The sequence below is a fragment of the Nocardiopsis valliformis DSM 45023 genome (assembly GCF_000340985.1).
GTDB classification, from domain to species: Bacteria; Actinomycetota; Actinomycetes; order Streptosporangiales; family Streptosporangiaceae; genus Nocardiopsis; species Nocardiopsis exhalans.
Genome location: NZ_ANAZ01000027.1, coordinates 18,515 through 43,712 on the forward strand (window position 1 = coordinate 18,515; position 25,198 = coordinate 43,712).

The 25,198-nt window shown below is 68.6% G+C and carries 21 protein-coding genes; 7 read left to right on the plus strand and 14 right to left on the minus strand.

Going from position 1 to position 25,198, the window contains the following annotated elements; genetic code table 11:
- Nucleotides 1-81: 81 nt before the first annotated feature.
- The 9 genes from D457_RS0122950 to ectA form a co-directional block, all read right to left on the minus strand.
- The gene (locus tag D457_RS0122950; protein WP_083926835.1) at nucleotides 82-2,187 is read right to left on the minus strand and encodes an RNA degradosome polyphosphate kinase; all 2,106 of its coding nucleotides are present in this window, start codon (nucleotides 2,185-2,187) and stop codon (nucleotides 82-84) included.
- Between the two features lie 231 nt (nucleotides 2,188-2,418).
- On the minus strand, nucleotides 2,419-3,360 hold the full coding sequence (locus D457_RS0122955) for a CPBP family intramembrane glutamic endopeptidase (RefSeq protein WP_193374537.1): 942 nt from the start codon (nucleotides 3,358-3,360) through the stop codon (nucleotides 2,419-2,421).
- A gap of 213 nt (nucleotides 3,361-3,573) precedes the next feature.
- The gene (ehuA, locus tag D457_RS0122960) at nucleotides 3,574-4,410 is read right to left on the minus strand and encodes an ectoine/hydroxyectoine ABC transporter ATP-binding protein EhuA (protein WP_017583021.1); all 837 of its coding nucleotides are present in this window, start codon (nucleotides 4,408-4,410) and stop codon (nucleotides 3,574-3,576) included.
- Complete coding sequence (gene ehuD, locus D457_RS0122965) at nucleotides 4,397-5,002, minus strand: ectoine/hydroxyectoine ABC transporter permease subunit EhuD (protein ID WP_051073007.1); 606 nt, start codon at nucleotides 5,000-5,002, stop codon at nucleotides 4,397-4,399. Before ehuD ends, ehuA begins: the two co-directional genes overlap by 14 nt.
- Nucleotides 5,003-5,037: 35 nt before the next feature.
- Nucleotides 5,038-5,766, minus strand: a complete 729-nt coding sequence (gene ehuC / locus D457_RS0122970; RefSeq protein WP_017583023.1) for an ectoine/hydroxyectoine ABC transporter permease subunit EhuC — start codon at nucleotides 5,764-5,766, stop codon at nucleotides 5,038-5,040.
- A gap of 6 nt (nucleotides 5,767-5,772) precedes the next feature.
- The gene (ehuB, locus tag D457_RS0122975) at nucleotides 5,773-6,630 is read right to left on the minus strand and encodes an ectoine/hydroxyectoine ABC transporter substrate-binding protein EhuB (protein WP_017583024.1); all 858 of its coding nucleotides are present in this window, start codon (nucleotides 6,628-6,630) and stop codon (nucleotides 5,773-5,775) included.
- Nucleotides 6,631-7,144: 514 nt separating this feature from the next.
- On the minus strand, nucleotides 7,145-7,546 hold the full coding sequence (locus tag D457_RS0122980) for an ectoine synthase (RefSeq protein ID WP_017583025.1): 402 nt from the start codon (nucleotides 7,544-7,546) through the stop codon (nucleotides 7,145-7,147).
- Nucleotides 7,547-7,734: 188 nt separating this feature from the next.
- Nucleotides 7,735-9,006, minus strand: a complete 1,272-nt coding sequence (ectB, locus tag D457_RS0122985; protein WP_017583026.1) for a diaminobutyrate--2-oxoglutarate transaminase — start codon at nucleotides 9,004-9,006, stop codon at nucleotides 7,735-7,737.
- A gap of 91 nt (nucleotides 9,007-9,097) precedes the next feature.
- Nucleotides 9,098-9,604, minus strand: a complete 507-nt coding sequence (ectA, locus tag D457_RS0122990; protein WP_275041018.1) for a diaminobutyrate acetyltransferase — start codon at nucleotides 9,602-9,604, stop codon at nucleotides 9,098-9,100.
- 791 nt (nucleotides 9,605-10,395) lie between these two features.
- On the opposite strand from ectA, the gene D457_RS35015 reads away from it, so the two are divergent.
- The 3 genes from D457_RS35015 to D457_RS0123005 all read left to right on the plus strand — a co-directional run bounded on the left by D457_RS35015 (nucleotide 10,396) and on the right by D457_RS0123005 (nucleotide 12,204).
- Entirely contained in the window at nucleotides 10,396-10,659 is a 264-nt protein-coding gene (locus D457_RS35015; protein WP_017546866.1) for a WhiB family transcriptional regulator, read from the plus strand.
- A gap of 212 nt (nucleotides 10,660-10,871) precedes the next feature.
- Nucleotides 10,872-11,426 carry a hypothetical protein gene (locus D457_RS0123000; RefSeq protein WP_017583029.1) on the plus strand — a complete coding sequence of 185 codons (555 nt, stop codon included), beginning with the start codon at nucleotides 10,872-10,874 and terminating at the stop codon, nucleotides 11,424-11,426.
- A 127-nt stretch (nucleotides 11,427-11,553) separates the two neighbouring features.
- On the plus strand, nucleotides 11,554-12,204 hold the full coding sequence (locus D457_RS0123005) for a copper resistance CopC family protein (protein WP_017583030.1): 651 nt from the start codon (nucleotides 11,554-11,556) through the stop codon (nucleotides 12,202-12,204).
- A gap of 103 nt (nucleotides 12,205-12,307) precedes the next feature.
- On the opposite strand, the gene D457_RS0123010 is transcribed toward D457_RS0123005, so the two are convergent.
- A complete protein-coding gene (locus D457_RS0123010; RefSeq protein ID WP_017583031.1) occupies nucleotides 12,308-13,069 on the minus strand; it encodes a PP2C family protein-serine/threonine phosphatase in 762 nt (253 codons plus the stop codon).
- Nucleotides 13,070-13,966: 897 nt separating this feature from the next.
- On the opposite strand from D457_RS0123010, the gene D457_RS0123015 reads away from it, so the two are divergent.
- On the plus strand, nucleotides 13,967-15,241 hold the full coding sequence (locus D457_RS0123015; protein WP_026116934.1) for a glycosyltransferase: 1,275 nt from the start codon (nucleotides 13,967-13,969) through the stop codon (nucleotides 15,239-15,241).
- 16 nt (nucleotides 15,242-15,257) lie between these two features.
- Nucleotides 15,258-16,289 carry an anti-sigma factor RsbA family regulatory protein gene (locus D457_RS0123020; RefSeq protein ID WP_017583033.1) on the plus strand — a complete coding sequence of 344 codons (1,032 nt, stop codon included), beginning with the start codon at nucleotides 15,258-15,260 and terminating at the stop codon, nucleotides 16,287-16,289.
- A gap of 7 nt (nucleotides 16,290-16,296) precedes the next feature.
- On the opposite strand, the gene D457_RS0123025 is transcribed toward D457_RS0123020, so the two are convergent.
- Nucleotides 16,297-16,644, minus strand: a complete 348-nt coding sequence (locus D457_RS0123025; protein WP_017583034.1) for an STAS domain-containing protein — start codon at nucleotides 16,642-16,644, stop codon at nucleotides 16,297-16,299.
- A gap of 172 nt (nucleotides 16,645-16,816) precedes the next feature.
- Nucleotides 16,817-17,590 carry a GAF and ANTAR domain-containing protein gene (locus D457_RS0123030; protein ID WP_017583035.1) on the minus strand — a complete coding sequence of 258 codons (774 nt, stop codon included), beginning with the start codon at nucleotides 17,588-17,590 and terminating at the stop codon, nucleotides 16,817-16,819.
- 174 nt (nucleotides 17,591-17,764) lie between these two features.
- On the opposite strand from D457_RS0123030, the gene D457_RS0123035 reads away from it, so the two are divergent.
- Together D457_RS0123035 and D457_RS0123040 are read left to right on the plus strand one after the other, a co-directional pair.
- A complete protein-coding gene (locus D457_RS0123035) occupies nucleotides 17,765-18,925 on the plus strand; it encodes a PAS domain-containing protein (protein WP_017583036.1) in 1,161 nt (386 codons plus the stop codon).
- 20 nt (nucleotides 18,926-18,945) lie between these two features.
- Nucleotides 18,946-19,575 (plus strand): pentapeptide repeat-containing protein, encoded by a 630-nt coding sequence (locus D457_RS0123040; RefSeq protein WP_017583037.1) that lies wholly within the window; start codon nucleotides 18,946-18,948, stop codon nucleotides 19,573-19,575.
- Nucleotides 19,576-19,654: 79 nt separating this feature from the next.
- Here the strand turns inward: D457_RS0123040 and D457_RS0123045 are convergent, their stop codons facing one another.
- Nucleotides 19,655-20,296 carry a response regulator gene (locus tag D457_RS0123045; protein WP_017583038.1) on the minus strand — a complete coding sequence of 214 codons (642 nt, stop codon included), beginning with the start codon at nucleotides 20,294-20,296 and terminating at the stop codon, nucleotides 19,655-19,657.
- Nucleotides 20,297-20,302: 6 nt separating this feature from the next.
- Entirely contained in the window at nucleotides 20,303-24,730 is a 4,428-nt protein-coding gene (locus D457_RS0123050) for a HAMP domain-containing protein (protein ID WP_017583039.1), read from the minus strand.
- Between the last annotated feature and the right edge of the window lie 468 nt (nucleotides 24,731-25,198).

Sequence of the window (25,198 nt, forward strand, 5' to 3'; positions counted from 1 at the left end):
TCTCCGTGGCGCTGCTCTCTGGGCCAGACCCTTCGGAAACGTCGGTATCTTCGGAACCTTCGGTCCCGGACTCGTGGGTGTTCACCCGTCCACCACTCTCAGGTGCCGGTCGCCGCGCAGGGTGTCCTGGAGGTCGACCAGCGGTTGGCCCTCCTCGTCGTGGGTGACCCGGGTCCATGTGCCGTCGGGTTCGAGCCGCCACGAGGAGGTGCTGTCGGACATCGCCAGGTCCATGATGCCCACCAACCGGCGGCACTGCTCCGGATCGGCGATCCGGACCAGTGCCTCCACGCGCCGGTCCAGGTTGCGGGGCATCAGGTCGGCGCTGCCGATCCACACCTTGGGCCGCCAGCCGTTGGCGAAGACGAACACGCGGGAGTGCTCCAGGAAACGGCCGAGGATGCTGCGCACCCGGATGTTGTCGGACAGCCCCGGCACCCCGGCGCGCAGCACGCAGCTGCCGCGCACCCACAGGTCGACGTTGACCCCCGCCTGTGAGGCCCGGTAGAGGGCGTCGATGATCTCCTCGTCGACCAGGGAGTTGACCTTGATCCGGATGTGGGCGGGCTCCCCCTTGAGGCTGTTGTCCACCTCGGTCTCGATCTGCTGGAGCAGCCCCTTGCGCAGCGCCGCAGGCGCGACCATCAGCCGTCGGTAGTGTTTTTTGCGGGAGAACCCGGTGAGGCTGTTGAAGAGGTCGCTGACGTCCTCGCCCACCTCGGCGGCGGCGCTGAACAGGCCGAGGTCCTCGTAGACGCGGGCGGTGCTCGGGTTGTAGTTGCCGGTGCCGACGTGGCAGTAGCGGCGCAGCAGGCCGTCGTCGTCCTGGCGGATCACCATGGACAGCTTGCAGTGGGTCTTGAGGCCGATCACGCCGTAGACCACGTGGCAGCCGGCCTCCTCAAGCTTGCGGGCCCACTGGATGTTGTTCTGCTCGTCGAAGCGGGCCTTGATCTCGACCAGGACCACGACCTCCTTGCCGCCGCGGGCCGCCTCGATGAGCGACTCCACGATGGGTGAGTCCCCGCTGGTGCGGTAGAGGGTCTGCTTGATCGCCACGACCTTGGGGTCCATGGCGGCCAGGGCCAGGAACCGTTCGGTGGTGGTGGCGAAGGACTCGTAGGGGTGATGGACCAGGATCTCGCGTTCGCGGATGGCCGCGAACAGGTCGCCGGAGGTCAGCGCGCGCGGTTCGACCGGGACCATGGGCGGGTAGCTCAGGTCGGGGCGGTCGCTGTCGGCGATCTGGGCGAGCCCTGCCAGGTTGAGCGGCCCGGGGACCCGGTAGATCTCCTCCTCCTCGGCGCCCAGTTCCTCGCGCAGGATGAGCAGGACCTCGTCGCTGATGGTCTGCTCCACCTCCAGGCGCACGAGCGGACCGAAGCGGCGGCGCAGGAGTTCGTTCTCCAGGGACTGGACGAGGTCGTCGGTCTCGTCCTCGTCGACCTCGAGGTCGGCGTTGCGGGTGACCCGGAAGGCGTGGTGCTCGACCACCTGCATGCCCTCAAAGAGCTGGGGCAGGTGGGCGGCGATGATGTCCTCGACCGGGACGAAGCGGCCGCCGCCGTGCGCGGTGAGTTCGATGAAGCGCGGCAGTGAGCTGGGCACCTTGACCCGCGCGAACATGCGCCGGTCGTCCTGGGGGTCCCGCACGGTGACGGCGAGGTTGAGCGAGCGCCCGGAGATGTAGGGGAACGGGTGCGCGGAGTCGACCGCGAACGGCGTCACCAGCGGGTAGATGGAGCGGCGGAAGTAGCCGTGCAGGTACTCGCGCTCGGCGGTGTCCAGTTCGTTCCACCGGACGATGCGGATGCGCTCCTCCGCCAGGGCCGGGGCGACGCTGTCCTCGAAGCAGGCCGTCTGGCGCAGCATGAGGTCGTGCGTGAACAGAGAGACACGCTCCAGGAGGTCCCGCGGGTGGTGTCCGCTGGCCGAGGCGACGGACAGTCCGGTGGCCAGGCGGCGCTTGAGTCCGGCGACCCGGACCATGAAGAACTCGTCGAGGTTGTTGGAGAAGATCGCGAGGAACCGCGTCCGTTCGAGCAGCGGGATGTTCTCGTCCTCGGCGAGTTCGAGGACCCGCTGGTTGAAGCGGAGCCATCCCTCCTCTCGGTCCATGAACCTGTCGACGGGCAGTTCGGCGGTGGTAGTGGGACCCGCTGGCGTTGGCGCTGATTCCGTGCTCACAGTGGGCAGACTCCCCCTTTTTCATGACCGCACGGTGACAACCCCATGAGGGGAAAATGACCGCAACACGGCTGCTATGCAGCTTCTGTACCCATATCCACACCCGTGTCCTGGGATTCGGGGCAACTTTTCGCTCACGACGCGACCACGCGCCCTACCTGACCTGGCAGGACGCGTGGTCTGACGAGTTTTCCGGGGAGTTCGGCGAATGGCCTACCGGGCGATGCCGTTCTACTGGCCGATGCCGATGCGGAGGTCGGGCGGCAGGAGGAGCACGAACATCGCCACACGCATGAGGACGTTGATCCACGTGTTGCGGAAGCACGCCCAGAGGTAGCCGTAGAGCAGACTCGCGGCGCCGTAGGTGAGCAGGGCCAGGCCGGTGTCGTGCATGAGGTCGTGGCCGGGAAGCTGGGAGACGGCGTCGTAGGGCTGGATGAGCGCGTAGGTCAGCGCGAACACCACCGAGGTCATCACGATGCCTCCCCAGCGGCCCATGAACTGCTCCAGCCGGGTCTGCATCATGCCGCGGAAGAAGATCTCCTCGCACGTGGCGATCACGGTGAAGGCGACCAGCAGCGCGTACAGGGCCAGGGAGGGGGAGGGCAGTCCGATGTGCGGGGTGATGAGGTAGCCGATCAGCCCGACCGCGGCGACCACGGGGATCAGCCCGAGCCAGCGCCAGAGTTCGGCCACCTTCAGCGCGATCGCGGGCATGGCGGTGCCCTTGCCGTCCACGGTCAGCCCCGAGCGGTCCATGATGAGCAGTGGAAGCGCGAACAGGAACAGCAACCGGGAGACCAGGGAAGCCGACATCGCCAGATCCGGGGCGATCCCCGTCTCCTCGCTGTAGACGGCGAAGATCCAGGACAACACGACCATCGACGCGATGAAACAGCCCAGCAGGAGCACCATCCAGCTGAGTTCGCGGCTCATGGGGTGGCCGCCCATGGCGACGGAGACGCGCCTGTCGAGCTCGCCCCGCCGACCGAACGCCTGCACGAGGCCCCAGGCCATGACCCCGGCGATCAGCATCGGCAACCAGGTGATCAGGAACAGCACGGCGCCGTCCCCGAAGACGTCGCCGCGCAGCACGGGATGGGCGAACAGCGCGCCGCCGAGCAGGACCGCGGCAAGGGCGAGCCCCCCGGTGAGCCCCCATCTTCGCACCATGGTCACAAGCGTCCCCCCTGTCTCAGAACACACATTCTCCACCAGGGGAAACTAAACGCGACTTAATGACTACGGTATGTCGTCGCCCGGCTGTCAACAGGGGCGACACACGCACAGGGGGTGACGTCGCGGTGGAAAATCAGCAGGGCGCCGACCGGATCGCAATGACGATCCGGTCGGCGCCCTCAGCTTTCGCGGCACACGGAGCCGAACCTAGTGGCCGTTCTCCAGGACCGACTTGAGGAAGGACTTCGTCCGCTCCTCGCGGGGGTCGCCGAAGATCTGGTCCGGATGGCCCTCCTCGGCGATCCGGCCCTTGTCGAACATCAGCACGCGGTGCGAGACGTCGCGCGCGAAACCCATCTCGTGGGTCACGCACAGCATCGTGATGTCGGTGGTCTCGGCCACCTCGCGCAGCACGTCCAGCACGCCGGCCACCAGCTCCGGGTCGAGGGCGGAGGTGACCTCGTCCAGCAGCAGGATCTCCGGGCGCATGGCCAGGGCGCGGGCGATCGCCACGCGCTGCTGCTGGCCACCGGACAACTGGGTCGGGTGGGCGTCGATCTTGTCGCCCAGCCCCACCAGGTCCAGCAGCTCCGCGGCCCGCTCGCTGGCCTCGTCCTTGCTCAGGCCCAGGACGTGGACCGGCGCCTCCATGATGTTCTTGCGAACCGTCATGTTGGGGAACAGGTTGAACTGCTGGAAAACCATGCCGATGCTCTTGCGGCGCCGGCGCAGGTAGCTCTCGCTGGCCGGGACCAGGCCGCTGCCCCGGGGCATGTGGCTGAACGGCTCGCCACCGATCCGGATATGCCCCTCGGTGACCTTCTCCAGGGTCATGAGCAGGCGCAGGATGGTGGTCTTGCCCGAACCGCTCGGCCCGATCAGGGTGACGCGCTCACCGGCCGCCACGTTGAAGTCGAGATGGTCCAGGACGGTGAGGTCGCCGAAGCGCTTCACCACCTGGTCGAACACGATCAGCGGCTCGCCTGCGGCATCGCCCTCGACACCCGGTGCCGTCGTGTTCTCGGGGGTATCAGACGGCGACATATCGCTTCTCCAGTCGTCGAATCAGAATCGCGGAGGGGACGCTCACCACGAGGAAGAGGAGACCGACGATGGTGAACGTCTCCACGTAGCGGAAGTCCCTGCTTCCGACCTGCTGTGCCACGGCCAGCAGTTCCACCACTCCGATGGCGAAGAGCAAGGGGGTGTCCTTGAACATCGCGATCAGGTAGTTGCCCAGTGCGGGGATGACCTTGCGGATGGCCTGGGGCAGCACGATGGCGCCCCAGGTCCGCGTGCCCGGCAGGCTCAGGGCCCGGGCCGCCTCCCATTGGCCCTTGGCCACACCCTCGATGCCCGAGCGGTACACCTCCGCGGTGTAGGCCGCGTAGTGGATACCGAGGACGACGACACCGATGGTGAACGCCGAGACGTTGGCCGGGGCCAGCGCGAAGACGAACACCAGCTGGATCACCAGCGGAGTCGTGCGAATGAACTCCATGAAGAAGTGCACGATGGAGCCGAAGAGCGGTACGCGCCGAACCATCGCGATGACCAGACCGAGGGTCAGGGCGAGGGCGTAGCCGATCCCCGTCGCCTGGATCGTCACCAGCAGACCGCTCAACAGGTCGGGCATGACCTGACCGGTGTACTCGAAATCCCAGAACCCGCTCACTTGGCCACCCCCACCTTCGTACCGACCGTCGGGGGTCGCAGCAGCCCCAAGATCCCGCCACCTGACGGCGGGGTCCTACCCAGCTTCTGGTTGGCCCTGCGTTCGAGCAGCCGCACACAGAAGATCAGGACCTGGGCGATCAGGTAGTAGAGGGCGAAGGCCACGAGGAAGACCGGGATCGTCTCGCCGGACAGGCGGCGCAGGTCGTCGGCGACCCAGGAGAGGTCGTGCAGACCCACCAGGTAGACCACGGCCGTCGCCTTCATCAGCTCCACGACCAGGTTGCCGAACGTGGGCAGCATCTGCGCCCAGGCCTGGGGCAGGACCACCAGTCGCATGCGTTGCAGCCAGGACATGTTCAGTGAGACGGTTGCCTCGATCTGCGCCTTGGGCACGGCGTTGATCGAGGAGCGCACCACCTCGGCCCCGTAGGCGCCCAGGTTCAGACCCAGCGCCAGGATCGCGGCGAACATGTCGTCCAACTGGAAGCCGGTCGCCACGGGCAGGGCGTAGATGAACCAGTACATGACGACCAGTGCCGCGATGCCCCGGAACACCTCCACGTACACCGTGGCGACGGCCCTGGCCAGCCAGTGCTGGACGGTGCCCAAAATGCCGAAGAACATCGCCAGGACAAAGGCCAAGACGATGCCGCCGAGCGTGAGCTGGATGGTGAGCCACGCTCCGTCAACGAAGCGTGGCCACTGTTCTAGAAGAAACTCCACGAGGGATCAGCCCTCGCAGAGTTCCGCTGTGGTGGTCTCGTCGGGCAGGTCGTCCTCGGTGAAGCCCCACTCCTCGCCGAGCTCGAGCAGACGACCGCTCTCCTTGAACTCACCGATGACCCGGTTCATCTCCGAGAGCAGTTCCTCGTCCTCCTGGCGGACGCACAGCCCGCCCCAGCCCTTCTCCTCGTTGTCGTTCATCACGGGGTAGAAGGGGTCGGTGACGGTGTACTCGTCCTCGAGGTCACGCTCGATCAGCAGGTAGGTGTGGGACACCGCCAGCATGGACACCGCGTCGACGCGACCGCTCTGCAGCAGTTCGAAACCGCGGGTCTGGTCCGGGATGAGCTCCAGCTGGCCGCCGGGCACGCCGAAGTACTCGGCGTAGGTCTGCTCCACCGAACCGTTGAGCACGGCGAGGGTGAGGTCGGGGTTGTCGGCGAAGTCCTCGAAGTGCTGGATGCCGTGCGGGTTGCCCTCGTCCACCAGGAAGGCCTCGGGCGAGGTGGCGGTCGGTTCGGTGAACGAGACCTGCTCGCAGCGCTCGGGGGTGATGAACACACCGGCGGCGATGACGTCGTAGCGGTTGGCCTGCAGACCCGGGATCAGACCGTCCCATGAGGTTGCCGACGCCTGGATCTCCGGGACACCCAGTTCCTCGAAGACCGCTCGGGCCACAGCCGGGGACTGCCCGGCCGCCTCACCGGAGGAGTCCACGAAGCCGAAGGGCACCTCGTTGGCCAGGGCCACCGCCACGAATCCCTGTTCACGCAGGCGCTCGAGGGTGCTCTGCCCCTCCTCACCGTCGGCCCCGGTACCGCCACCGCCGTTGTCGACTCGACTGCACGCTGCGAGTCCGGTCACTGCCGCACCGACCCCGGCCAGACGGAGAGCGTCTCGGCGCCCCCAGGTTCCCCGCCGACGCGCTGGTCCCTGATTCTTCACGACTGCTCCTCGAAAACTCGCGATAGCGGAGCCTTCGCCCGAAGGACAGGGCGAGGGCGCCGCGCGTTCGGATGGTGGATCGCCTCGTGTAGGCGCTTCCGCGGCGCGGTACCGCGGCAGTCGCCGTCGCCCGGGTGCGTGGGACGACGGCACTGGTACGGGGTTCTCCCTCCCCGGGCCCGCCGTGCAGTAACTGAACATGTTTAGTCCGTTATGCACTGGTTATGAGTCGCATCTCATCGAGTGACCCGATGAGACAGCCCCTCCGAGCTGGCCACCTGTGCTTAGTGACTATGGGTTCTTATGCCCGTTACCCAGGGGTCACTACCCTCCGCACGCGAACGGGCGGGGCTCAAATGAATGAACCCCGCCCGTTCTGGCGACGCTGTGTGCCCCGAGGGCTACGCTTCGACGTGCCTACGCGTCGGTGTGACTACGCGTTGGCGTCCTCTTCGACGACCAGCGGGTAGACGCCGTTCTCGTCGTGGACCTCGCGCCCGGTGACGGGCGGGTTGAAGACGCACAGGACGCGGAAGTCCGTCTTGGGGCGGACCGTGTGCTTCTCGTGGCCGTTGAGCAGGTAGAGGGTGCCCGGGGTGATGATGTGCTTCTCCCCGGTCTCCTCGTTAGTCAGCTCGGCCTCGCCCTCGATGCAGTGCACGAGTTCGATGTGGTTGGCGTACCAGAACGTCGACTCGGTGCCCGCGTACAGGACGGTCTCGTGGAAGGAGAAGCCGACCTTCTCCTTGGCCAGGACGATCCGACGGCTGCGCCAGTTCTCGGTCTTGATGTCAGCGTCGGTGTCGTTGACCTCGTCCAGACTGCGAACGATCACTTGTGTCTCCTTCACGCTCTGATGCGCGCTGTATGCGCTGGTGATACACGGTACGGGGCCGACCGGCACCCCGGTAGGGGTGGCGACCGGCCCCGGCACCGAATTCGGTGGAACCCGTCGGCCCGAAAGCGCCACTGGGGCGTTCGGGCACCGCCGCCGGGACGGCTGTCCCGGCGGCTGAACCGCTCTTAGGCGGGCTGCGCGGCGGCCTTGACGGCGGCGCGGGCGGCGTCGGCCATGATGTCCAGGCCGGCGGTCAGCTCCTCCTCCGTCGCGGTGAGCGGCGGGAGCAGCTTGGCGACCTCGTCCTCGGGACCGGAGGTCTCCAGGAGCAGGCCGCGGTCGAAGGACTCGGCGGCGACCTTCTTGGCGATGTCGCCCTCGGCGTCGAAGGCCAGACCGCGGGCCAGGCCGCGGCCGCGCACGTGCGCGCCGAAGTCGGCGTGCTCGGCGGCCATCTCGGCGAGGCGGGCCTCGACCATGTTGCCCTTGGCGATGGTGGCCTCGGCGAAGGCGTCATCGCTCCAGAAGCGGCGCAGCGCCTCGGCACCGGTGACCATGGCCGGGTTGAAGCCGCGGAAGGTGCCGTTGTGCTCGCCCGGCTCCCACACGTCCAGCTCGCGCTTGAACAGCGTGAGCGCCATCGGCAGGCCGTAGCCGCTGATGGACTTGGACAGGGTGACGATGTCCGGGACGATGCCGGCCTCTTCGAAGCTGAAGAACCTGCCGGTGCGGCCGCAGCCCATCTGGATGTCGTCCAGGATCAGCAGGATCCCGTACTCCTGGCAGAGGTCGGAGAGCCCGCGCAGCCACTCGGCGCTGGCGACGTTGATGCCGCCCTCGCCCTGGATCCCCTCGACGATGACGGCGGCCGGGGCGTCCAGGCCGCTGCCGCTGTCGTCCAGGAGCGTGCGCAGCCACAGGAAGTCCGGGGTCTTGCCGTCGAGGTAGTTGTCGAACGGCATGGTCGCCACGTGGTCCAGCGGAACGCCGGCGCCGCCGCGCTTCATGGAGTTGCCGGTGACGGCCAGGGCGCCCAGGGTCATGCCGTGGAAGCCGTTGGTGAAGTTGATGATGGTCTGGCGACCGGTGTACTTGCGGGCCAGTTTGAGCGCGGCCTCGACCGCGTTGTTGCCCGCGGGGCCGGGGAACTGGATCTTGTAGTCCAGGTTCCTCGGTTTGAGGATGAGTTCCTCGAAGGTTTTCAGGAACTCGCGTTTGGCCACGCTGTAGGCGTCGAGGCTGTGGACGATGCGGTCGTCCGTCAGGTACTCGATGAGCGAGGTCTTCAGCTCGGGGTTGTTGTGACCGTAGTTAAGCGATCCGGCCCCGGCGAAGAAGTCCAGGTAGGGCTTTCCCGACTCGTCATAAACGTGGCTGCCGACCGCCTTGTCGAAGACGACCGGCCAGTTCCGGCAGTATCCGCGGACTTCGGACTCGAGGCGCTGGAAGGTATCCATGGTGCTGTTCCTTGGTTCCTTTCCCCAACTTCGTGGGCTCATGGCTTAGACGAGGGGTGGGTACAGGATCGAGTTGATCCGGTGCGGATGGTCAGTCGTCGGTGGCGGGGTGCGAGCCGAAGGGTCCGATGCGGACGAGGTCCTCGGGCTCGTGGGGCTCGTCACCGTGCTTCGGGAAGTGCTCCTCGCCGAAGAGCGGGCTCCACACGGCCTCGGTCTGCCGGCTCCGCGCGAAGGACGCGAAGAGGGCTCGGGAGGCCTCGTTGTCGGGAGTGACGGTCGCTTCGAGGTACTGAAGGCCCTGCTCGGCGATCGCGTCGCCGATGAAGTCGAGCATCCGGCGGGCCAGCCGCTGACCCCGGTACGCGGAGTCGACGGCCACCTGCCAGAGGAAGTACGTGTCCGGGCTGTCGGGACGGACGTAACCGGTGACGTAGGCCGCCACCCGGCCGTCGGTGTCCCGCGCCACGACGCTGGTCGCGGCGAAGTCCCGGCACCAGAGCGTGTAGGCGTACGGAGAGTTGACGTCCATCCCCGTCTCGCCGGCCAACCGCCACATGTGCGGCCCGTCCTCCGGGGAAGGGTGCGAAAGGCGCACGCCTTCACGGCGCGCGGCCTCTGCGGTCTGGGAGCTCACAGCCCCGCCTTCAGTTCGGTCGCGTGCTTGGAGGTTCGTTCGTAGATGTGGCACGTCGATCGAACTTAGCGAACGAAGGTCAAAGACGTTTCAGCGAGATTCCGCGCAGATGTTTAAGGGGATTCTGAGTGGGTAGGACTCGTTTATTTAGCAGCTTGAGTCCACTCTGAGCCGGGCTTTCAGGTGACGCGCAGTAGTGGCTGTCCGCCCTGCTCACGCCCTGCCTATCAGGGGATTCGACCCCGGGAGCGGACTCGCGTAGCCCAGGGTGAGAACGCACCCGGCGATGGGCCACCGACATCCGTCAGGGTCAAACATAGAGCCTCCGCGAGGAATATTAAGCGTGCGTTAAGTCACATCAATTCGGTGGAAAGCTCGCGACATAACGCGCGATCCAGGCGACCCCGCACGTCACACGCTACGCCTGCCGACTCTCGGAACCACCTGTACGCAGGAATTTCTCGCACCCCCGCGGCGACACGCCAGCTTGTCATCTCCTGCCCGAATCGCCCCGCTCCCTTGACGCCGACAGGGGCACGAAGCTCCTCGACACAGCTGAACGTCCTTGATGAATCGCCGAGTTTCCATCAGACTCTGTGTAGTACGACCTCATGTAGTACTACAATTAGTCGCACCGCTTCGCCGCAGGCCATCAGGGACGCGCATCCCCGAGACGGCAGTGCGGACTCGAACTTCGTCGCCCCTGCCGTAGAACCACGGCGGGGACCACTGACCAGGGATCGGAGGCGTCCGTGAATCGCCTTTACCACGACAGCGAGGACTGGGTCGAGCAGGGAAACTGCCGCTCGTACGACCCGGAGATCTTCTTCCCGGTGAGCAGCACCGGGATCGGCCGCACCGACACGGAGCAGGCCCTGGACGTCTGCCGCAGCTGTACTGTTCGCCCGGAATGTCTGCGGTGGGCCCTTCGCGCTGGTGAGGCTCATGGAGTCTGGGGTGGGACCACCCCAGAACAGCGTCGCTACATGCGCCGCGAGCTGGTACCGGCGGGATAGGCGCAAGGCGGAGCCGCCGGGCGCGGGAGGTCGCGAGCCGCTGACCCCGCGCCCGGCGGCTCACCTGTGCCTCCCCAACTCGTGTCCCCGGACAATCCGGACCCGAGTCCCCGAGACGAACGAGCCCGTTCTCACGTCCGGAGGTCTTGCGACCCCTGGGGGCACAGCCTAGGTTCACTATCGTGCGACCCGCTCACGGCACACTCCGCCTCATGCGCACGGCTCTCCTCGCCGGCGCGTCCACAGGCCTTGCCTGGGTCGGACACAACCTCTGGGCCGAGACGCCTGCCGGGGCCGGGGGCTTCCTCCTGGCCACGGCGTTCCTCTTCGGCCTCCTGTGGCGGTTCACCCGAATCATGCGGGGCTTCGGCGACATCTTCGCCGTGATGGCCCTCGCACAGGTCGCCCTGCACCTGATCCTCCAGGCGGCCGGGCCCGGCCTCGTCGCGCTCGACCACGGAACCGACCACAGCGGGCACGGGCTGCTCTCCCACGCCCTCGGCTTCGCCCCGGGAATGCTGTTCGCACACCTGTGGGCGGCCCTGCTCGCCGCCGCGCTGCTGGCCCACGGAGAGTCCGCGCTCTGGTCCCTGGCCACCGCCCTCTCCCGTGCTCTTCCGCGCCTGCTCCGGGTCCCCGACCTCGCGTTCGGTACGCCCGGCCGGACTCTCAGCGCGCCCCGGCTCGGCGCGCCCCCTCCCCCCGTGCCGTCGGCGCACGGCCCCCGCGGACCTCCCGGTTCGTCCGCGTTCCGCCTCTGTTCCTGACCCCGCCCCGGACCGTCCGGTCGCGGGGCTGCCTGAGGCGGTCCCTCACGAAACACCCGGAGCAGAACGGGCCCCGACCCGTGCCCTCCGGGCGCGAACCGCACCCGCAACGGCCTGAGAGAAGACCATGAGATCCATCCGTACCGCAGCCCTGTTCGCCCCCTTCGCCGCGGCGCTGCTGCTGGCCCCCGCACCCGCCTTCGCCCATGACGTGCTCATCGACTCCAACCCGGAGGACGGCGCCGCCCTCGACACCGTTCCCGAGGAGGTCGTGCTGACCTTCAACAACTCCCCGCTGGCGGGCGGCAGCGGCAGCGCCATCGTGGTGACCGGCCCCGACGGCGCCGAGAACCAGGAGGGAGAACTGGAGTTCGACGGCACCGACGTGTCCGTGGACCTGGCCCCGCTCGGCGAGGCGGGCGAGTACAGCATCGCCTACCGCGTGGTGTCCTCCGACGGCCACCCGATCCAGGACACCCTGACCTTCTCGGTCAGTGAGGAGGCCGTCGCGGCCGCCGCCCCGGAGGAGCCCGAGGAGGACCCGGCCGGGGCCGACGAGGAGGCCCCCGCCGAGGACGCGGAGACCATCGACGACTCCCCCGCGACCGCGGAGAACACAGCGGCCGAGGAGTCCGGTACCTCCCCGGTGATGGTGCTGGCCGGTATCGTCGCGGCGGTCGCCGCCTTCGGCGCTATCGTGCTCGTCGCGGTGCGCCTGCGCAACCGCCCCGGAGCGGGCTCGGACGAGGGTTCGGGCGGGGACTCAGCCCAGAAATAGCCAGCACGGCCCCCAGCGACAGCTGAGGGGGCACAAGGGCTGAGGGGCCCGCACGCCGACGCGTGCGGGCCCCTCCCGTGTTCGTGTGGGCTTCTTCGGCCCTCTAGCGGCGACGGGCCAGCAGGATGCTGATGTTGTCCTTGCCGCCCGCCTCCATGGCGGCCTGCCACAGGGCGTGCACGGCCGCCTCGTCGCTGCCTGCCTCGGCGATCATCCGCTCCATCTCCTCGGGCAGCACCAGGTCCGACAGGCCGTCGCTGCACATGAGCCAGGCGCTGGGGTCGGCGGCCTCGTCCCGTCCCACGTGGGGGTGCATCGACCCGCCCGAGCTACCGCCCAGGGACTGGGTGATGAAGTTGGTGGTGACGGGGCGGCCGTCCTCGGAGGGAGGCAGCGCTGGGGAGTCGTCCTCGGAGAGCTGGCGCAGGTAGCGGCCCTCCAGGCGGTAGGTGCGGGAGTCACCCACGTTGAACCAGAAGTTGCCGTCACTGTTGAGCAGGACCCCCGCGACCGTGGTCCCCATGCCGGAGAACTCGGTGTGTTGGAGCGCGTGGTCCTTGATCTCCTCGTCGATGTTGGTGAGGAGCTGGGCGATCTCCTCCGGGCCGTTGAGGCGCGGCCCCATCTCGGCCATCCGGTGCACCGCGTGCTCGGAGGCGATCTCTCCCGCGGCCTGGCCGCCGATTCCGTCCGCGACCGCGAGAATGACCGGTTCACTCACTGGCAGCACGCAGCGGACCGGGGAGGTCATGTTCGCGCTGGCGACGGTGAGAGCACCCATGACCACGGAGTCCTCGTTGGCGGGGCGGATAGCGCCCCGGTGCGTGAGGGCCGTGACAATGACTTCCCCACCAGCGACACCCATACGCCCTTCCTCCCGTTTCATCGGCCGTATGGCCGGTTGGCCGGCGTCTGGCGCCGGGCCTTGGTCGAGTCCCGTACAACGTCTGGATTCTGTAACCGTACCGAGCCACCGCCGGAGTCAGTCAAAATCCGCGTACATCATGGCGGAAAACACCCGGATATGCAGTTCCCGCACCGGTTTTCGCCGCCAAAAGTGTTGCGACGGTTCAGCCTGGGACGTGTGTTGTGCCGTCGTCCGGTTCCGGTCTGACAGTAGCGCTGCTGGGACCCGGCCGACAGGGCCAACCGACAGGTTCGGTCAACCCGCAGACCAGAGGGCCTGTGCGGGACCCGGTACCCGTTACGCCGGAGGGGTTTCGGATGTGCCGTGGGGCCACGGAGGCGATCGGACCCACGTTGTCGCCTCGCTCACGGTCTGGCAGAATGGGGGGCGTTGGGTGTCTAAGACGCAGACACACACGACCCGCCCCGCGCGGCGCCTGGGTCCTCAGTGACCCGTTTCCAGGTGCGCCCGGTGGCTCGAACCCTTCCTTCGACGGTCGTTTGGTGTGGTCTTGTCGTGCGTCGTTCCCAGCTCCTTCCCTCTCCGGTATCCACCGTCCGTACACCTCGCGTGCGTGCGGCGCCCAGTGCTGCCCTGCATCCCCCTCCACCGGTTCGCGGACCCGTTCCCCAGATCTCATCCCCTGAATCCCCCTGACTCGCTTCCTGACCCGTCCTCCAGGTCCCGGACCCGCCGCCCTGTCCGGGCGGACCGGGCGGTCCGGCGCCCCTCCCGGGCGCCGGAGACGGACCACAACGCACAGTCGCTCCCGGGAGGATTCCGACTCCCCGCTCCGGAGTCCCCCCAGGCCCATCCACGACGGACACCAAGGCGGTGTCCAAGGAGTTCAGCCCAGTGAAGATCGCCATGGTCGCCGAACACGCCAATCCCCTTCCCGCCCACCGGGGTGAACCGGCCTGCCCCGCGAGCCTGCACGTGTGCGCGCTGTCCCGTCAGCTCGCCAAGCGCGGTCACAAGGTGACCGTCTACGCGCGCCGCAGCGACCCTGAGCAGCCCGACGGCCGCACGCGCATGGCCCGCGGCGTCTCCGTGACCTACCTGGACGCCGGGCCCGCCCGACCGCTCGACGACAGCGAGCAGGCCGAGCACACCGGAGCCTTCGGCACCGCGCTCGCCGCCGTCCTCGACGAGGACGGCCCGGATGTCCTGCACGCCATCGGCTGGACCAGCGGCCTGGCCGCGCTGCACGCCCAGGCGCACAGCGAGAAGGACCAGAGCGGGACGCCGATCGTCCAGACCTTCCACTCCCTCAACGCCAGCGAGCAGCGCTCCGGCCTCGCCCACCGGCCCGACCGCGCCCGCATGGAGACGATCCTCGCCTCCCGCGCCGACCACGTCCTGGTCAACTCCACCGACCAGCAGGGCGAGCTGGCGCGCCTGGGCGTGCCCCGCCACCACGTGAGCGTCGTCCCGTTCGGAGTGGACCCCGACCACTTCAGCGTCGAGGGCAGCGCCTCGGCCGAGCCGTGGCACTCCCGCCGCGAGGAGCGACCCCGGCTGATCTCGGTCACCTCCCTGACCGAGGCCGGCGGCGCCGAGCGTCTGGTGGAGGCGATGACCCGCCTACCCGAGGCCGAACTCCTGCTCGTCTCCACCGCGGACGACCAGGAAGTGGCCCTGGACGAGAACGCCCGGAAGATCGAGCTGCTCGCCAAGGAGGCCGGGGTCGACGACCGCGTGCACCTGACCGGCCCGGTGGAGCGCAAGGAGCTCCCGCGTCTGCTGCGCTCGGCCGACGTGTACGTCTCGGCTGCCTCCTACGACCCCTACGGCGGCGCCGTCCTGGAGGCCATGGCCTGCGGCCTGCCCGTGGTGGCGACCGCCACCGGGGCGGTCCCCGGCGCGGTCCTGCACCGCACCAGCGGCGTGCTCATGCGCTTCGGCCGCCCCGACGAGGTCGCCCGCTCCGTGCGCGCCGTACTGAACACGCCCACCATGAGCACCGCCTACGGCATCGCCGCGGTGGACCGGGCCCGCTCCCGGTTCACCTGGCAGCGCATCGCCGTCGAAACCGAGATCGCCTACGAGCGCTCCCGGCCGCAGCAGGCCGTGCGCGAGGATGTCGAAGAGGACGAGGCGGAGCTCCTCCTGTCCGGTTCGGCCAACTGAACGGCCCCACACACTGATGACGTTCGAACACCAGGGACTGCTCTTTCGCCGTGAGAGACGGTTCCACGAGGTGGCCCGGGAGCGGCTGAGATCCGCCGTACGCGAGGACGCTCACGTGGTGCTCTCGGTCACCGACCCGGCCGCGCTCCTGGACGGGCTCACCCCGCACGAGCGCGACCGGGTGGACGTCATTGCCAGGGAGAGCCTCTACGACGCCCCCGGGCGCACTCTGGCCGCTCTGCACCGGCTGGCCCTGGCCCACGGCCCCGGGCCGGTCTGCGTGGTCGCCGAGCCCCCGCTCGCCGAACTCAGCGACGGCTCCACGATGGAACTGCGCGAGTGGCACCGGTTGGAGTCGGTGCTGAGCACCGCGCTAGCCCCGATGAGCATGCGGCTGCTGTGCGTGCACGACCAGCGCACCCTGGGTCCGGGGGTGCGCGCCGCGGTCCGTGCCACCCACCCGGCGCTGATGGACGAGGAGGGGCCCCGACCGAACCCGGCCTACCTGGGCACCCAGGCCTTCGGGCGCCGCCCCCTGGCTCCGGAGCCGATCCCCGTGCGCGGGCCGGTGCACCGCCTGGAGATCTGCCAGTCGCTCCCCCGCCTGCGCGGGGACCTCACGTCCCTGGGCGAGGCCGTCGGGCTGCCCCGGGACCGGGTGGAAAGCGTGGTCGTGGCGGTGAACGAGCTCGCCGCCAACGTGCTCGAACACGGCGCGGGCAAGGGCAGCGTGCACGTGTGGCGGGGCGAGGACCGGTGGGTGTGCGACGTCTTCGACGAGCAGGGCGGCCTCACCGACCCGCTCGTCGGCTACCGCCCGGCCGACACGCTCCGCCCCCGCGGGTACGGGCTGTGGATCGCCCGGCAGAGCTGTGACTTCCTGGAGATCAGCGGCAGCGACCAGGGGTCACTGGTGCGGCTGCACTTCTTTGACCAACAGGCACGGTTTGACCAACAGGCGCGACTGGAGGAGCGGGTGCGCGCCGAACAACCGAGACCGGCCGGGCAGCGACAGCAGCAGGGCGAAGAGAACCGGCAGAGCCCGTAGGGCAGGCTCAGCCCTTGAGCGCTCCCACGGCATGGTCGATGCTGGCGTCGATCGGGATGACCTGGTCGATCCCGGCGATCACGAACAGGCGGTTCACCTGCTGCTGGGGCTCGGCGACGATGAGGCCCAGCCCGAGGTCGCGGGCCTGCCGGAAGGCGGAGACCAGCACACCGATACAGCGGGAGTCGCAGAAGCCCACCTTGGCGAGGTCGACCACCACCCCCTTGGGCAGGGGCGCCGACAGGACCTCGTCCAGGGCGTCCGCGAGCGCGGGCGAGGTGACCGCGTCCATCTCCCCCACGGGGGCCACGACGACGACGCCATCCTCGCGACGGATCGAGATGTCTGACGTCACGCTCGGTTCTCCTTGTCGTTCACGTGCGCCGATCGGAGTTCGGCGCGCCCCCGGGCGGACCGACCGCCACCGCACCTCGACGTCCCAGTTCGTACTCCCTGCCTCATCATGACGGCTTACGGTCACGCTCGGGACTCATCCCGACCCCGGTCAGGTCTGTGCAACCGGGGCTTCAGCGACCGTTCGGCCGCGGTCGGCGCGGCCGTTGCGGCCCGGTGTTCTCCTCCACCAGGTCCCGGGCGACGTCCACGACCTTCTTGCGGTTGCGCTGGGCGACCTCCCGCAGGGCCGTGAAGGCGGTGTCGGCGTCGCAGCCCCGGGCGTGCATGATGATGCCCTTGGCCTGGTCGATCAGGGTGCGCGCGGACATCGCGCGGCGCATGTGGGCGGACTCGCGGGCCGCGTCGGCCTGGCGGCCGGCGGTGTTCAGGGCCATGGCGGCGTGTTCGGCGAGCAGCGCGGTGAGCTGGGTGACCACCACCTCGTCGAAGGCGTCGGCCCGGCCGGAGTGCACCCCGAAGGTGAGGATCCGGTCCTCGTCGCCGTCGGTGTCCCCGGAGAGCTTGCTGGGCTGGGTGACCGAGGAGCGGTCTCCGCACTGGACCGCCATGCTCGTGTAGCGGGGCCAGCGGTGTTCGCGCAGCACGTCGGCGACCCGGACCTGGCGCATCTCCCGGACCGCCTCCACGGTGGGGCCCTCGTCGGTCGTGTACTGGTGTTCCAGGGCCTCGGAGAGGTCGGCGTGGGACGCCCCGTAGTCGGTGACCACGTGGCGGATGGCGCCGTCGGAGCCCACCACCTCGCGCCAGACCACCACCAGGGCGGCCGAGCAGCCGGGGACGCCGAGGGCGGCGGCCCTGCTCATCTGATCCAGGGCGCGTTCGAGCGTGGTGTTCTCCGCCTGCCCCAACGCGCCGATGTCACGGGCGAGGTGTTCGATCCACACAGCCCGAACCTCCTGCCGAAAACTCCCGGGTTCCAGGACCAACGGTAACCTTCGGGGGACCCCCGACCGGACAGCCGCCGGTTTCGGCGGGCGGACATCGGAGCCAACGGTGTCAGGCCCGGCCGTGACGGGTACCGGCAAGAAGCCCTCGAAGACGATCGGGAGACCGTGAGCGTGTCGGAGAACCTCGCCGATCTGCAACGCGAGATCGCTGCTCTGAGTGAGCGCATCGCCGCTTTGCGCAATACGCACGCCATGTATCCGGACGATGCCCAGGGCACCGCCGAGGCCTCGCTGGCCGAGCTGGAGTACGCCGAGCGGCTGCTCGGCACGGCCGGGGCCGAACTGGCCCGTTCGCACAGTGAAGCCCCCGGGCCCCGCAAACCCGCAGAGGACGGGGACCGGGTCCTGTTGCGCGCCGTGTTCAACGAACTCAGCGTGCCCGTGGTGCTGTTGGACCACGACGGTTACGTCCGCCGGATCAACAACGCCGGGGCCAACCAGCTGGGCAGTGCCCCGGGCTACCTCACCGGCAAGCCCTTCACCCACTTCGTGGACCTGCGCAAACGGGCGGCCATGCAGTCGTGGCTGGCCGCCGTGCTGCGCGGGGACGGCCCGGCCCACCTGGAGTCCCGGCTGGCCCAGCGCGGCTGGGCGGAGGACGTGCACCTGACCCTCACGCGTCTGGAACTGCCCACCGAGGCGCAGCCGCTGGTGCTGGTCGCGATGTCCCCGCCGATGAACGGCGCCGAAGAAGAAGGCCCCGCGCCGTTGGAGTCCGAGGTGGAGGACCAGGTGGTGGTCCTGGCCGCCCGAAGGCTGGACGTGCTCACCCGGATGACCCGGCTGCTGCTGCGCGGCACCACGCCCACCGAGGACCTCGCCCTGACCGACGCGGCGGACCTGCTGGCCGACTCGTACGCGGACTGGGTGGTCATCGACGTCTGCGACCTGCCCGAGGGCCCCAAGGCAGCCCGTCGCGCCTCCGTGGTCGGCCCGGCTGACGCCCCCAGGGGCCAGCGCGAGGAGGTCGCGGCGCTCACCCCGGGCGACTCCGACATCCCCGGCGAGGTCCTGGGCCGCGGCCAGTCGCTGCTGTTCCCGCTGATCGAGGACGAGACGGTCCTGGGCCACACGGACACGGGCGCCCCGCTGTTGTCGGTGCTGGGCGCGGGTTCGCTGCTGTCGGTTCCGCTGAGGGGAAGTCGCGGCGTGCGAGGCGCCCTCACCCTGATCCGCCGCAGCAACCGCGGCAGCTTCCGCCTGGCCGACCTCGGCCTCATCGAGGAGATCGGCGAACACATCGGCCTGGCCCTACCGCCCCGGCCCCAGTAAGAGAGCACAGGAGACGGCACGTGCGGGAACCCCTGTCCCTCCCCCACGACCCCGCCGCCGTGACGGAACTCCTCGCCTGGGCCCGCGGGGAGCCCGGCCACTGCCTCTGCACCGAAGACATGCGCGGGGCCGATCTCTCGGGGTTCGACATGAGGTGGGAGTGCCTCCACCGATCCGACCTCCGCGGCTGCCGGTTCGACCGGTGCGACTTCACGAAGGCGGAGCTCCCGGGATCCCGGTTCGAACACGCGAGCTTCAGGGGTGCGTGGCTGCGCCGAACCGACTTCTCCGACGGCCTGGGCACGGGTGCGGACTTCAGCGGGGCCCAGCTGATCCGTGCCTACCTGTATCGGGCCGAGCTACCCGGCGCGTTGTTCAGGGACGCCTACACCGCCGGTACGAGCTTTGACGGGGCGGACCTTCGTGGGGCCGACCTGAGAGAGGTCTGCTTCGGGCCGGGTGGGCCGGTCGGGTCCGCCTTCATGGAGGTCACCCGTCTGCACGGCTGTCAGGTGGCCGGGGCCGAGGGCTGGGTGCGCGGGACCGCCGATGTTGGACCTACCGGGCGGGCCCGTGTCCTCGGCGGGCGGGAGCTCGCCGCCTGGTTCACGGAGCACGGGGCGCCGGGGGTCCTGGTCAGCGAGGCCTGACCCCCGTGATCTTGCTACCAGAAGCAAGATCGGCGCCGAACTTGCTTCTGGTAGCAAGATCACGGGGAGGAGGGCGGGCCTATTCTTCGGGGCCGTGGAGGGTGTCGACGAGGGTGGACAGGCGGGAGGCCGAGCGGTCCACCCGGCGGACGGCGTCCACCAGGGGCTGGTCGATCTCCTGGTACTTGTCCACGACGTGCTCGCGCAGCGCGGTGAGGTCGGTCTGGACCTGGCGGGAGCGCTGGGAGAGCTGTTCGGCCAGGACCTTGCCGGGTTCGCCGGTCTCCTGGTTGAGCACTCGCTGGAGGGACCTGGCCTGCTCGCGCATCTGCGCCTTGAGCTGGTGCAACTCCACGAACACCTCGACCTTGGAGCGCAGTACCCACGGGTCGAACGGCTTGATCAGGAAGTCCACCGCGCGCGAGGAGTAGCCGCGGAAGACCTGGTGCCGATCGACTTCCTGGGCGGTCAGGAAGATGATCGGCACGTCCTTGGTCTTCTCGCGCTGCTTGATGTGCGCGGCGGTCTCGTAGCCGTCCATGCCGGGCATGATCACGTCGAGCAAAATGACCGCGAAGTCGGTTCCCAGAAGGTGCTTCAGCGCCTCCTCACCGGAATTGGCCCGGACCAGGTTCTGGTCGAGGGAGGTGAGGGCCGCCTCCAACGCGATGAGGTTCTCGTCGCGGTCGTCGACGAGAAGGATGTTGGCCTTCTGAGTCACTGCTGGCTACTCCGAGTCTTCGGTCGGGGTTCTACCGGTGCTGCCAGTGTCCCCGTTCGCTTGGCTGTTATCCCTGGTGTCACTGTGGTTGTTGTGACCTGTGGCGCCATTGTGCCCGTCCGGAGATCCGGCCGTGTCGGCGGCCCTGAGATCGTCGCCCGCGGCACCGGCCCTGGTCTCCTCCGGACCCGCCGTGAGCCACCTGCGCATCACGTCCAGGAGGTGGTCCAGGTCCACCGGCTTGGTCACGTAGTCGGTGGCGCCCGCGGCGAGGCTGCGCTCCCGGTCGCCCTGCATGGCCTTGGCCGTCAGGGAGATGATCGGCAGGTCCTCGAACTGCGGCATCTCGCGGATCCGCTGGGTGGTCTGGTTGCCGTCCAGCTCGGGCATCATCACGTCCATCAGGACGAGGGAGATGTCCTCGTTGGCCTCCAGCTTCTCGATCCCCGTGTGGCCGTTGTCGGCGTAGAGGACCTCCAGGCCCTGGGCCTCGAGAGCGCTGGTCAGCGCGAACACGTTGCGCACGTCGTCGTCGACGATCAGCACCCGCTGCCCGGCCAGGACGGCGCGCCGTTCCGGGTCGGTCCGGGCCTCGGCCGCCTCCCGGGCGCTCTCCTCCTCGGTGCTCTCGGCCTCGGCAGGTTCCGGCGACTTGAGCACCTGCACCATCGGCAGCGGCTCGGGGTCCTCCCCCGAGTCGGTCAGGGCGGCCACAACCGCGTCGAAGTCCTCGTCGGCGATGTCGAGGTCGTCGGCGCCCAGGTCCGGGAGGCTTTCGTGGTCGATCCGGCTCGGTTCGAGTGCGGCGACCGGCTCCATGGCGGGGATCGCGTCGGTGGCCTCCCCCGCATCGTCGGGCAGGCGCACCGGGAGCAGCAGGGTGAAGGTCGACCCCTGGTTGGCCACGCTCTGCACCCTGATCTCACCGCCGAGCAGGCGGGCGAAGTTCCGGCTGATGGACAGGCCCAACCCGGTGCCGCCGAAGCGCCGGGAGGTGCCGCCGTCACCCTGGTGGAAGGCCTCGAAGATCACCTGGAGCTTGTCCTCCGCGATCCCGATGCCGGTGTCGGCGACGGTGAACGCGATGACCTCCTCGTTCTCCACGAACATGTCGAGGTCGGTGTCCTCCAGCGCCCAGGCCGGTTCGATCAGCAGCCGCACCTCGCCCTGCGGGGTGAACTTGACCGCGTTGGAGAGCAGGTTGCGCAGGATCTGCTGCAGGCGCTGCTCGTCGGTCCACAGGGTGCCGGGGATGTCCGGGGAGACGTCCACCGCGAACGCCAGTCCCTGCTCGCCGGTGACCGGGCGGAAGGTGGCCTCCACGTAGTCGACCAGCTGCGCGATGGAGACCTCGCTGGGTTGCACCTCGGCGCGGCCCGCCTCCACCTTGGACAGGTCGAGGATCTCGTCGATGAGCAGCAGCAGGTCGCTGCCGGCCTTGTGGATGGTCTGGGCGAACTCCACCTGCTTGGCGGACAGGTTCTGCTCGGCGTTGTCGGCGAGCAGGCGGGCCAGGATCAGCAGGCTGTTCAGCGGGGTGCGCAGTTCGTGCGACATGTTCGCCAGGAACTCGGACTTGTACTTGGACGAGACCTGGAGCTGGTGCGCGCGCTCCTCCAGAGCGTTGCGGGAACGCTGGATCTGCTGGTTCTGGAGTTCGATGGCGCGGTTCTGGTTGGCCAGCTGGGTGGCCTTCTGGCGCAGCTCGGCGTTCTTGCCGCGCAGCTCCTCCTGCTGGCGCTGGAGCTCGTTGGAGCGCTCGCGCAGCTGGCTGGTGAGCTGCTGGGACTGTTCGAGCAGGTGCTCGGTACGGTTGTTGGCCAGGATGGTGTTGATGGTGGTGCCGAGCAGGGCGACCAGCTGGCGGAGGAAGTTCTTGTGGATCTCCCGGAACTCCTCGTAGGAGGCGAACTCGATCACGCCGAGCGAGCGCCCCTCCGTCACGATCGGGAGAATGTACAGGTGGCCCGGCTGGGCGCTGCCCAGACCCGACTGGATCGTCACGTACCCGGGAGGGACGTTGGAGATCTGCTGTTCGACCTGCTGGGACAGTGCCTCGCCGGCCAGGCCCACACCCTTGCGGATGCGCAGGCGCTCCTCGGGCGGGTCGAAGCCGAAGCCCGCGTAGAGGCGGAAGACACCCTCGTTGTTCTGGTCCTCGGGCAGGTAGCAGGCGCCGTGCTGGGCCTTGATCAGCGGGGTGACCTCGGTCATGATCAGCCGGGCCAGCTCCTTGAGGTCGCGGTGGCCCTGGATGTGACCGGAGATGCGGGCGAGGTTGGACTTGAGCCAGTCGGCGTCGGCCTGATCCGTGGTGGTCTCGCGCAGGTTGGACACCATCAGGTTGATGTTGTCCCTGAGCTGTTCCATCTCGCCGCGGGTGTCCACCTGGATGCTGCGGGTCAGGTCGCCCTTGGCCACGGCGTTGGCGACCTCGGCGATCGCGCGCACCTGAGTGGTGAGGTTCCCGGCCAGGCCGTTCACGCTGTCGGTGAGCTGCTTCCAGGTACCGGTGACGCCCTGGACCTTGGCCTGACCGCCCAGCTGCCCCTGACTGCCCACTTCGTGCGCCACCCGGGTGACCTCGGTGGCGAAGGCCGACAGCTGGTCGACCATCGTGTTCACCGTCGTCTTCACCTCAAGGATCTCGCCCTGGGCGTTGACGTCGATCTTCTTGGTGAGGTCACCTGCGGCGACCGCGGTCGTGACCTCGGAGATGTTGCGCACCTGGGTGGTGAGGTTGTGCGACATCGAGTTCACGTTCTCGGTGAGGTCGTTCCAGATACCGGAGACGCCCTTGACGCTGGCGCGACCGCCCAGCTTGCCCTCGGTACCCACCTCACGGGCCACCCGCGTCACTTCGTCGGCGAACGCGGACAGCTGGTCGACCATCACGTTGATGGTCTCCTTCAGCTCCAGCATCTCGCCCTTGGCGTTGACGGTGACCTTCTTGGTCAGGTCACCGGCGGCGACCGCCCGCGTGACCATGGAGATCTGCCGCACCTGATAGGTGAGGTTGTTGGCCATGGAGTTCACGTTGTCCGTGAGGTCCTTCCAGACCCCGGACACGTCGCGCACGTGGGCCTGACCGGCCAGCTTGCCCTCGGTACCCACCTCACGGGCCACCCGGGTGACCTCGTCGGCGAACGTCGAGAGCTGGTCCACCATCTTGTTGATGGTGTCCTTCATGTCGAGCATCTCGCCCTGGGCGTCGACGGTGATCTTCTTGCTCAGGTCACCCTTGGCGACCGCCGTCGTCACCTGCGAGATGTTGCGGACCTGGTAGGTGAGGCTGTTGGCCATCGAGTTGACGTTGTCGGTCAGGTCCTTCCAGATGCCCGACACGCCCTTGACGTTGGCACGACCGCCCAGCTTGCCCTCGGTACCCACCTCACGGGCCACCCGGGTGACCTCGTCGGCCAGGGAGTCGAGCTGGTCGACCATGGTGTTCACGGTGTTCTTCAGGTCCAGCATCTCGCCCTGGACGTCCACCTCGACCTTGCGGGTCAGATCACCGCGGGCCACCGCCGTGGTCACCTTGGAGATGTCGCGGACCTGGTTGGTGAGGTTGTCCGCCATGGAGTTCACGTTGTCCGTGAGGTCCTTCCAGATGCCCTGGACCCCGCGGACGTTGGCGCGACCGCCCAGCTTGCCCTCGGTACCCACCTCACGAGCCACCCGGGTGACCTCGTCGGCGAACGTGGACAGCTGGTCCACCATCGTGTTGAACGTGTCCTTGAGCTCGAGCATCTCGCCCTGGACATCGATGGTGATCTTCTTGCTCAGGTCACCCTTGGCGACGGCGGTCGTGACCGTGGAGATGTCGCGGACCTGGAGGGTGAGGCGGGAGGCCATCTGGTTCACGGACTCGGTGACCTCGCGCCAGGCTCCGGAGACATCCTCGAGGTTGGCGCTACCGCCCAGCTTGCCCTCGGTGCCCACCTCGCGGGCCACCCGGGTGACCTCCTCGGTGAAGCCGCTCATCTGGTCGGCCATCCGGTTCACCGTGTTGGCCAGGCGCAACAGGTCGCCCTTGAGCTCGCCACGGCGGCCCTCGGTGGAGGCGCGGCGGTTGAGTTCGCCCTCGGCGACCGAGTCCAGGACCCGGGCGACGTCGGTGACGGGTTCGGCGACCTCGTCAAGGAGGACGTTGAGGGCCCGGGCGCTGTTGCCCCAGGCTCCCCGGGCCGGGTGGACGTTGACCCGCTCGTTGAGCCGGCCCTCGTCGCGCACGACGTCGCCGACCCGCTGGAGTTCGGTACTGAGCTGCTCGCTGTGGTCGATCACCTCGTTGAACACCGAGGTGATCTCGCGGAGTTTGCCGCTGCCGCGCGACCTGAGGCGGACGCTGAAGTCGCCGTCGCGCATCCGGTACAGGGCACTCAGGATCTCGTCGAGCTGATCGTCGGCCAGTTCCGTGACCGCCTCGGGCATGAACCCCTCCTCAATCCCGCACGTCTTGTCGGCTCACGTCTTCGCGGCCACCGAACCCGCGCGGCCAGACCCGCCCGGCCCACGGTGGACCGGCCCCGTACGAACCTCACGCACGGGACACGGAGGTACACGTGTCGCACGCGCACCCTTGGTGATCCCCCGTCACGCTACCGTCGCGAGGTACCACCCGAAAGAAGCGGATGTGTCGTCTTACACTAACTGGCCAAGCCATCGCGCACAGGAGGCTTCGCCATGTTCCCCTTGTGCCCGCGACCGGCGAACCGGAAGCGTGCCGGCCGGACCCGGCTGTGAGTCGGGTGTGAGCCGGGTACGAACACCATCCGGGTGAGAGGTTCATGGTGGACCCGTGGGACCGCTTCGAAGCGGATCAGGGTTCCCCGGCCAGGCGGCACGCGTATCGTGGCAGTGGCCACCACTCCCACACCCGCGCCCAGTGACGAAGGACAC